Source organism: Nostoc cf. edaphicum LEGE 07299, from assembly GCF_015207245.1.
GTDB classification, from domain to species: Bacteria; Cyanobacteriota; Cyanobacteriia; order Cyanobacteriales; family Nostocaceae; genus Nostoc; species Nostoc edaphicum_B.
Map to the genome: position 1 here is coordinate 1 of NZ_JADEXF010000085.1, position 8,742 is coordinate 8,742.

Annotated in this window: 3 protein-coding genes and 2 pseudogenes; 3 read left to right on the plus strand and 2 right to left on the minus strand. The window is 43.0% G+C overall.

What is annotated here, in order from left to right:
* Positions 1 to 302 (minus strand): annotated as a pseudogene (locus tag IQ229_RS04195) (hypothetical protein); the annotation flags it as partial.
* A 559-nt stretch (positions 303 to 861) separates the two neighbouring features.
* Here IQ229_RS04195 and IQ229_RS04200 point away from each other — a divergent pair.
* The gene (locus IQ229_RS04200; RefSeq protein WP_194041551.1) at positions 862 to 1,803 is read left to right on the plus strand and encodes an N-acetylmuramoyl-L-alanine amidase; all 942 of its coding nucleotides are present in this window, start codon (positions 862 to 864) and stop codon (positions 1,801 to 1,803) included.
* A 755-nt stretch (positions 1,804 to 2,558) separates the two neighbouring features.
* Positions 2,559 to 8,369: a hybrid sensor histidine kinase/response regulator gene (locus IQ229_RS04205; RefSeq protein WP_194041553.1), complete on the plus strand. Its 5,811-nt coding sequence runs from the start codon at positions 2,559 to 2,561 to the stop codon at positions 8,367 to 8,369.
* Here IQ229_RS04205 and IQ229_RS04210 read toward each other — a convergent pair.
* Positions 8,358 to 8,615 (minus strand): annotated as a pseudogene (locus tag IQ229_RS04210) (response regulator); the annotation flags it as partial. The gene IQ229_RS04205 and the pseudogene IQ229_RS04210 overlap by 12 nt on opposite strands.
* Here IQ229_RS04210 and IQ229_RS24425 point away from each other — a divergent pair.
* Positions 8,606 to 8,737 carry a hypothetical protein gene (locus IQ229_RS24425; RefSeq protein ID WP_265582949.1) on the plus strand — a complete coding sequence of 44 codons (132 nt, stop codon included), beginning with the start codon at positions 8,606 to 8,608 and terminating at the stop codon, positions 8,735 to 8,737. The pseudogene IQ229_RS04210 and the gene IQ229_RS24425 sit on opposite strands and share 10 nt — an antisense overlap.
* The last annotated feature ends 5 nt before the right edge of the window (positions 8,738 to 8,742 follow it).

Below are 8,742 nucleotides of genomic sequence, written 5' to 3' on the forward strand. Positions count from 1 at the left end.
TTGATATTATTTGTATTAATTTGATGCCATCGATATCTAAAAGACTCTATACTCTCTTTCATCACGAGATAGAATCGATCGTTACAGGCATGATCCCAGGCGATCGTTGGGCCTATTCCCCAATAGGAAAAACCAGATAAAATCTCTTTTCCATCGCCTGTCGCAGAAAATTCTCCTCTCAATTCTTGCGTGAGTTCTGCAAGTTTGCTAGATTGATCTTCCCCTATAAAGCAGAGAGTCCACCCTAAGCCGGGTTCATTGATGGAATTCTCCAGTAGCTTCACAAAATTTAAAGATCCCATGTTGAGCCTCGTTTCTTGAGCAGTTTATTTGATAAATCTCGCACAGGTGTCTAGAAGCGAACGCGTATTCATTAATACTGTAAAGCATTATGTGTTAAGCTGCTCAGGGTTAACAGGAAGCCAAGGGTAGAGTCTTTCAAGGGTTTACGGTCTTATAAACCCAGATTCACATCAGGGGGTGCGTTCGGTTTAGGGATTTGGGCATCTAACTAAGTACACTTGTCATGGCTTTCCACTTTTAGAAAGCGTTATTATCTAAATAATGCAGGCAATTGCTAGATTTCAATTTATTGCAAAAATTTACTGGTTATTCTCGATATTGATAACTTATAATAGTTGTGTTTTTGGTGACAATATAGCTTGTAATTAATAGATTTTATCAAATCAAAGTTGCTGCTCAGGTTCGCACAAAAACTTATTTGGTCTAATAGTGTAGGAATGCTGAAAATAATGCAGCCATTGCTAACAAGTATTTTTACAAAGTTATTAACCAAACTTTGTCTATATAATTATCAGAGTTTTGAACTAGTGTAAAAACAATTAAATTGAGGATGAAATAATGAAATTTGGAATTGATAGCGGGCACAATTGTCCACCAGATACAGGAGCTAGAGGGATTAAATTCGAAGATAATTTAACTTTAGATGTAGGTAATAGAGTTATAGCCAAGTTAAGAGCTTTAGGAAATGAAGTCGTAGTATGCAGACCAAGTAGTGCTAATACAGTCCGTGACTCACTCTCAAAAAGATGTTCTACAGCTAATGCTACTAAAGTAGATATTTTCGTTTCGATTCATTTTAATGCTTTTAACAAGCAAGCTAATGGCACAGAAGTATTTGCAACTAGTGATACAGGGAGAAAAATTGCTAAACCTGTATTGGATGAAATCATCAAGTTAGGATTTTTTAATCGTGGCGTTAAAAGTGGTTCCCACTTGTTTGTTCTGAAAAATACAGATATGCCTGCTATCTTGATAGAATGTTGCTTCCTCGATTCGCAAAAAGATATGAATCTTTTTAATCCTGAAGCAATGGCTAATGCAATTGTCAAAGGCTTAACTGGTAAACTGCCAAGTGCCCCTATTAACCCTGTACCAGATGAAGAGGAGAATATAGATGCGACTATTCTCAGACTGCAAAAATCCTTAAATAGACTAAAAATAACTGATAAAAATGGTAAGGCTTTAGTGGAAGATGGCTTCACGGGGGCTAACACCAAATCTGCCGTAGAAAAATTTCAGACTATTGTCGGAGTTAAACCGACTGGAATTGCTGACGCAACTACATGGAATGCCATAAATCTAATTTTGGCAAAACGAATTATTAGACCAAACCATGCTGGTGGTGCAGTTGTCAGATACTTACAATACCGTTTAGGTGTTGAGAATGATGGCGTCTACGGGCCGCAAACAGAGGTTGTAGTTAAGAACTTTCAGAAGCAAAATGGTTTAGATGCCGATGGAATTATCGGGCCTGCTAGCTGGCAGCAATTAATTGGTTAGGCTGATGGGGACTAGAGATTAGAGACTAGGGTAGTAGTGCTGAGTAAAGAAGTTGGGAATCTGGCTTCTTTACTCAGAACTGGAAATGGGTTAAACGCACCACTACAGCGAAGCTCGACTTTATCCAAAATTAAGAACTCGGTTTTCTTTACCCGGCAAAAACCCTGGCTTTTTGGCAAATACTTTTTCCATGCCACAGCTTATCGATGAAGTTAAAAAAGTAAAACTACAGTCATTCAACTTTTGATATTCTATAATCTACTAAAACCTTGGCTCAGGGTCTTTCCAGTTTCACATTTATCGATTGGGTTTCTCACACTAATTGCATTGATGAATCGAATGCGAGGTGCTATTCCAGATACCTTATATTCTGAGGATTTCTTATTTTCTTCTGCTTAGAGTGATGGAAGAGCGTTATTATAAGCAATCGAATTCACGCTAATGTTAATCGTCATCGTGTTTTCTACTGTGCGATCGCTTACTGGCCCAAGTTAGGCATCGCCGACAATTAATGCTGCATAACATAGTCCAACTAGCTATCATTAGCTAAGTGGTATGCCAGATACATCGACGGCAATACCATTTAGCTAGCAGTCTTTATCAACTGCTTACACTCGCACCCATAAAAATTAGTTTGACCCACTTTCTATCCCCTGCTCTCTATTGTGATCAGCATTGGCTAAAAGTACTCTAAATAAGTACGGGGTGCAAAAAATACAAAAAATTCTTCAAGGATTAAGATTAAGGATACGGCTATGGCAACCGAACAGTTAACTAGAGACAGCGACAATCTAGATTTAAATCAGCTACTAAGAACGCTGAATGCTGTTAAACAGGGTGACTTCTCTGCTCGGATGCCCATAGATCATACTGGTGTGGCGGGGAAAATAGCTGATACGCTCAATGATATTATTGATCAGAATGAGCGGATGGCGGCCGAACTACAACGCATTGGTAATGTTGTCGGCAAAGAAGGCAAAATTGCCGATCGCGCCTCTCTCGGAGATGTTCGCGGTTCTTGGTCAGATTGTGTTACTTCTGTTAATACTCTGATAACAGATTTAGTTCAACCAACAGCTGAAACTACTCGGGTAATTCGGTCAGTTGCCAATGGTGACTTATCGCAAACGATCGCAACAGAAATTGATGGCAGACCCCTGCAAGGTGAGTTTCTCCAAACTGCTAATATCGTTAACACGATGGTAGATCGACTTGGTTCTTTTGCATCGGAAGTAACGCGGGTGGCGCGTGAAGTGGGAACCGAAGGTAAGTTGGGCGTTCAAGCCGAAGTGCAAGGTGTAGCTGGCACTTGGAAAGATTTGACGGATAACGTTAACTTAATGGCGGGTAATCTCACCGGACAAGTTCGCAACATTGCCGAAGTTGCCACTGCGATCGCAAATGGTGACTTATCGAAAAAAATCACTGTCAATGTCAAAGGCGAGATTTTAGAGTTGAAAAACACCGTCAACATCATGGTGGATCAACTCAATTCCTTTGCATCGGAAGTAACAAGGGTTGCGCGTGAGGTGGGTGCAGAAGGAAAATTAGGTGGTCAAGCAGAAGTTCGCGGGGTAGCAGGTACGTGGAAAGACCTTACCGATAGCGTGAATTTCATGGCGGGAAGCTTGACGGCGCAAGTGCGGAATATTGCCGAAGTGACAACTGCGGTAGCAAATGGCGACTTATCTAAGAAAATCACTGTCGATGTCAAAGGTGAAATTCTAGAACTCAAAAATACCATCAACACAATGGTGGATCAACTGAATTCCTTTGCATCAGAAGTAACAAGAGTTGCCCGTGAGGTGGGAACTGAAGGGAAGTTAGGCGTGCAAGCAGAAGTCCCAGGAGTGGCGGGTACTTGGAAAGATTTGACTGATAACGTGAACTTGATGGCGGGAAATCTCACCGGACAGGTGCGAAATATTGCCGAAGTTGCAACTGCGATCGCAAATGGTGATCTATCTAAAAAAATCACTGTCGATGTTAGAGGTGAAATTTTTGAACTGAAAAATACCATTAATATAATGGTAGATCAACTCAGTTCCTTTGCAAGTGAAGTTACAAGGGTTGCGCGCGAAGTGGGCAGTGAAGGTAAATTAGGTGTGCAAGCCGATGTGCGCGGTGTCGCTGGCACTTGGAAAGATTTAACCGATAGCGTGAACTTCATGGCGGGAAGTTTAACGGCACAGGTGCGGAATATTGCCGAAGTAACTACGGCGGTTGCAACAGGCGACTTATCTAAAAAAATTACTGTTGATGTCAAAGGTGAAATTCTGGAGTTGAAAAATACCATTAATACAATGGTGGATCAACTCAGTTCCTTTGCAAGTGAAGTGACGCGAGTCGCCCGTGAGGTGGGAACTGAAGGTAAATTGGGTGTACAAGCGGAAGTGAAAGACGTTGCTGGTACTTGGAAAGATTTAACCGACAGCGTAAATTTCATGGCGGGAAGCTTGACGGCACAGGTACGGAACATTGCCGAAGTGACAACTGCGATCGCCAATGGTGACTTATCCAAGAAAATTACTGTTGCCGTCAAAGGCGAAATTTTGGAACTCAAGAATACCATCAATATAATGGTGGATCAACTCAACTCCTTTGCAAGTGAAGTAACGCGGGTGGCGCGGGAAGTGGGAAGCGAGGGTAAACTAGGCGTACAAGCAGATGTGCGCGGCGTGGCTGGAACTTGGAAAGATTTAACTGACAGCGTGAACTTCATGGCGGGAAGTTTAACGGCACAGGTGCGAAACATTGCCGCCGTTACCACAGCTGTAGCGAATGGTGACTTATCTAAGAAAATCTCCGTTGATGTCAAAGGTGAAATTTTAGAGTTGAAAAACACCGTTAACACAATGGTGGATCAACTTAATTCTTTTGCATCAGAAGTTACCAGGGTTGCCCGTGAGGTGGGAACTGAAGGTAAATTAGGTGTACAAGCAGAAGTTAAAGGTGTAGCCGGGACTTGGAAGGATTTAACCGACAGCGTAAACTTCATGGCGGGGAGTTTGACGGCGCAAGTGCGGAACATTGCCGAAGTTACCACGGCGGTAGCTAACGGCGACTTATCCAAGAAAATCACTGTCGATGTGAAAGGTGAAATTCAGGAACTTAAAAACACCATTAATACAATGGTGGATCAGCTAAATTCTTTTGCATCAGAAGTAACAAGGGTTGCCCGTGAGGTAGGAACCGAAGGTAAACTGGGCGTGCAAGCTTACGTCAGAGGAGTTGCAGGGACTTGGAAAGATTTAACGGACAACGTGAACTCAATGGCGGGTAATTTAACGGCACAAGTGCGCGGTATTGCCAGAGTTGTAACGGCGGTTGCTAACGGTGACTTGAAACGGAAACTGATGTTAGATGCTAAGGGAGAGATTGAAACCTTGGCAGAGACAATCAACGAGATGATTGATACTCTAGCGACATTTGCCAATCAGGTAACTACAGTAGCGCGGGAAGTGGGAATTGAAGGGAAGTTGGGCGGACAAGCTAGAGTACCTGGCGCGGCTGGGACTTGGAAAGATTTGACAGATAATGTAAATGAACTTGCTGCTACACTAACAACTCAATTAAGGGCGATCGCAGAAGTTGCTACAGCTGTAACTAAAGGTGATTTAACTCGTTCAATTGCCGTCGAAGCACTAGGGGAAGTAGCAATACTCAAAGACAACATCAACCAGATGATTGCCAATCTGCGGGAGACAACGCAGAAAAATACTGAGCAAGATTGGTTGAAAACTAACCTAGCCAAGTTTACCCGAATGCTGCAAGGTCAGCGAGACTTAGAAACCGTATCTAAACTAATTCTCTCAGAACTAGCACCATTGGTAGGAGCGCAACATGGCGTATTCTTCCTGATGGAGTCTGGGGAAAATACACCGTTTTTAAAACTAATTAGTAGCTACGCTTACCGTGAACGCAGACATTTAGCTAACCGCTTTCACTTAGGTGAAGGTTTGGTGGGACAATGCGCTTTAGAAAAAGAGCGAATACTCTTGACGGACGTACCAAGTGATTATGTCAGAATTGCCTCTGGTTTAGGAGAAGCGGCTCCACTTAACGCCGTGGTGTTACCTGTACTCTTTGAAGGACAGGTGACAGCAGTCATAGAGTTAGCATCTTTCCGCCGCTTTAGCGAAATTCATCTGACATTCTTCGACCAGCTTACCGAAAGTATAGCGATCGTCCTCAACACGATCGCAGCATCGATGCGAACTGAAGAATTACTCAAACAATCGCAATCTTTGGCTGAAGAACTCCAAACCCAGCAAAGCGAACTTAGGGAAACTAACAAGCGCTTAGAAGAACAAGCGCAATCACTCAAAGCCTCTGAAGATTTACTCAAAGGACAGCAAGAGGAACTGCAACAAACCAACGCTGAATTAGAAGAAAAGGCAGAGTTGTTAGCGATGCAGAAGAAAGAAGTCGAGCGCAAAAATCGGGAAATTGAACAAGCAAGACTGTCTTTAGAAGACAAGGCTGAACAACTCGCCCTTTCTTCAAAATACAAATCAGAGTTTCTCGCCAATATGTCCCATGAACTGCGGACACCACTGAACAGCTTGTTAATTTTGGCGAAGTTGTTGTCAGATAATATTGACCATAACCTCACCGCCAAGCAAGTCGAATACAGTCAGACAATTTACTCAGCCGGTACTGACTTGTTGGCGTTAATCAATGACATTCTGGATCTCGCTAAAATTGAATCTGGAACTATGTCCATCGACATGACTCAAATGCCATTGGCAGAGTTGGGCGAACAAATTGAGCGTAACTTCCGGCAAATCGCTCAGAGTAAGGGACTTGCCTTTACAATTGAACTTACTCCTGAATTGCCAGTTAGCATCTATACAGATGTCAAACGTATACAACAGGTGTTAAAAAATCTCCTCTCCAATGCTTTTAAATTTACAGAGCGAGGGGAGGTACGCTTACAGATTGCAGTGGCAAAACAGGGATGGAGTAAGGACTACCAAACTTTGAATAGTGCCCAGGTTGTCATCGCCTTCTCAGTCAGCGATACAGGTATTGGCATTGCCCCAGACAAACAGAAAGTGATTTTTGAAGCATTTCAGCAAGCCGATGGCTCTACCAGCAGGAGATACGGCGGCACCGGATTGGGCTTATCAATTAGCCGCGAAATCGCCCGTCTCTTTGGCGGTGAAATTAAACTAATTAGCCAACCCGGTCAAGGTAGCACCTTTACCTTCTATCTACCACAATTGAGTCCTGTTAGCGATAGCGGGGCGTTTACCCCATCACGATCGCTGAGTTTTGATTCTGCATCAACACTACCCACTCCCTCTTCCCTACTCAATACAGACACGATTAATCGCGTCTCTACCCCCTCTCCACTCCTAAATGACGATCGCACTACCATTGAAAGAGGCGATCGCGTCTTACTAATTGTCGAAGATGATATTAATTTTGCGCGTATCCTGCTAGATATGGCACAACAGCACGGATTCAAGGCGATCGCTGCCCAAACAGGCACTACAGGTTTGATGCTAGCGCAGCAATTCCTACCTTCAGCCATTTTGCTAGATATCAGGTTGCCAGAAATGGATGGTTGGACTGTATTAGATCGTCTGAAGCATGACCCAAATACGCGTCACATTCCTGTACATATTATGACCGTTGAAGAAGGGAAACAACGTGGTTTACAACTAGGAGCGATCGCATATCTGCAAAAGCCCTTAACCAGCGAGACAATATCTGAAGCGTTAACCAAAATTAAAGGTTTTGTTGAGCGCCAAGTGAAAAATTTGCTAGTAGTCGAAGACGACGACATTCAAAGGCTTAGTATTATTGAGTTGATTGGCAACAGCGATGTTTCTACTACTGCTGTTGGCACTGGTGCAGCAGCCCTAGAAGCTATTCGCACCCAGCATTTTGATTGCCTTGTTCTCGATTTAGGGCTACCCGACATGACCGGGTTTGAACTGATCGAGCAGATAAAGCTTCTACCTCACGGCAAAACTTTACCAATCATTGTCTACACAGGTAGAGAAATTAGCAAAGCTCAAGAAACAGAACTCCGGCGAATTGCCGAAACAATCATCATTAAAGATGTGCGATCGCCCGAACGTCTCCTTGATGAAACAGCATTATTTTTACACCGAGTCCAAGCAAATTTACCAGCACCCAAACGAGAAATACTTGAACAACTGCATTCACAAGACTATTTACTCACTGGCAAAAAAGCGTTAATTGTAGACGATGATATGCGGAATATCTTTGCCCTTACCAGTATGCTGGAGCGTTATCAAATCCAGGTTTTATATGCTGAGAATGGTAGAGAGGGAATCACTCTGTTAGAAAATACACCAGATATTGATGTTGTTTTGATGGACGTAATGATGCCAGAAATGGATGGTTACGAAACAACACGCACGATCCGCCAAAACGAGCAATTTAAGTCTTTGCCGATTATTGCACTGACCGCTAAAGCCATGCAAGGCGATCGCGAAAAGTGTATTGAAGCCGGCGCATCAGACTACATTACTAAACCCGTAGATACCGAACAATTACTGTCGCTGTTGCGTGTTTGGCTATATCGTTAATGATGCGATCGCTTTCACCAATTCCTCTGGATCTACAGGCTTAGAAATATGCCGTTGAAATCCGACAGCGATCGCTTGCTGATGATCCATCTCACTAGCGTAGGCAGTTAAAGCGATCGCGGGAATTGTCCCTCCTTGCTCTGGCTCCAGACTCCTCACCTGTCGCATCAGCATATAGCCATCCATTTCTGGCATCCCAATATCGCTGATAATTAGATTTGGCTGGAATTGACTCAATGCAGTTAACAGTAAACCAAAAAGTTTTTCCCAAAGAGCGATCGCTAATTCAGTTTACGTGTTTCAAAGTGCTATATAATACTCAACCTATAAATGATGCTTATAGCATCCTGAAAGATTTCCAAAAATGAAATGA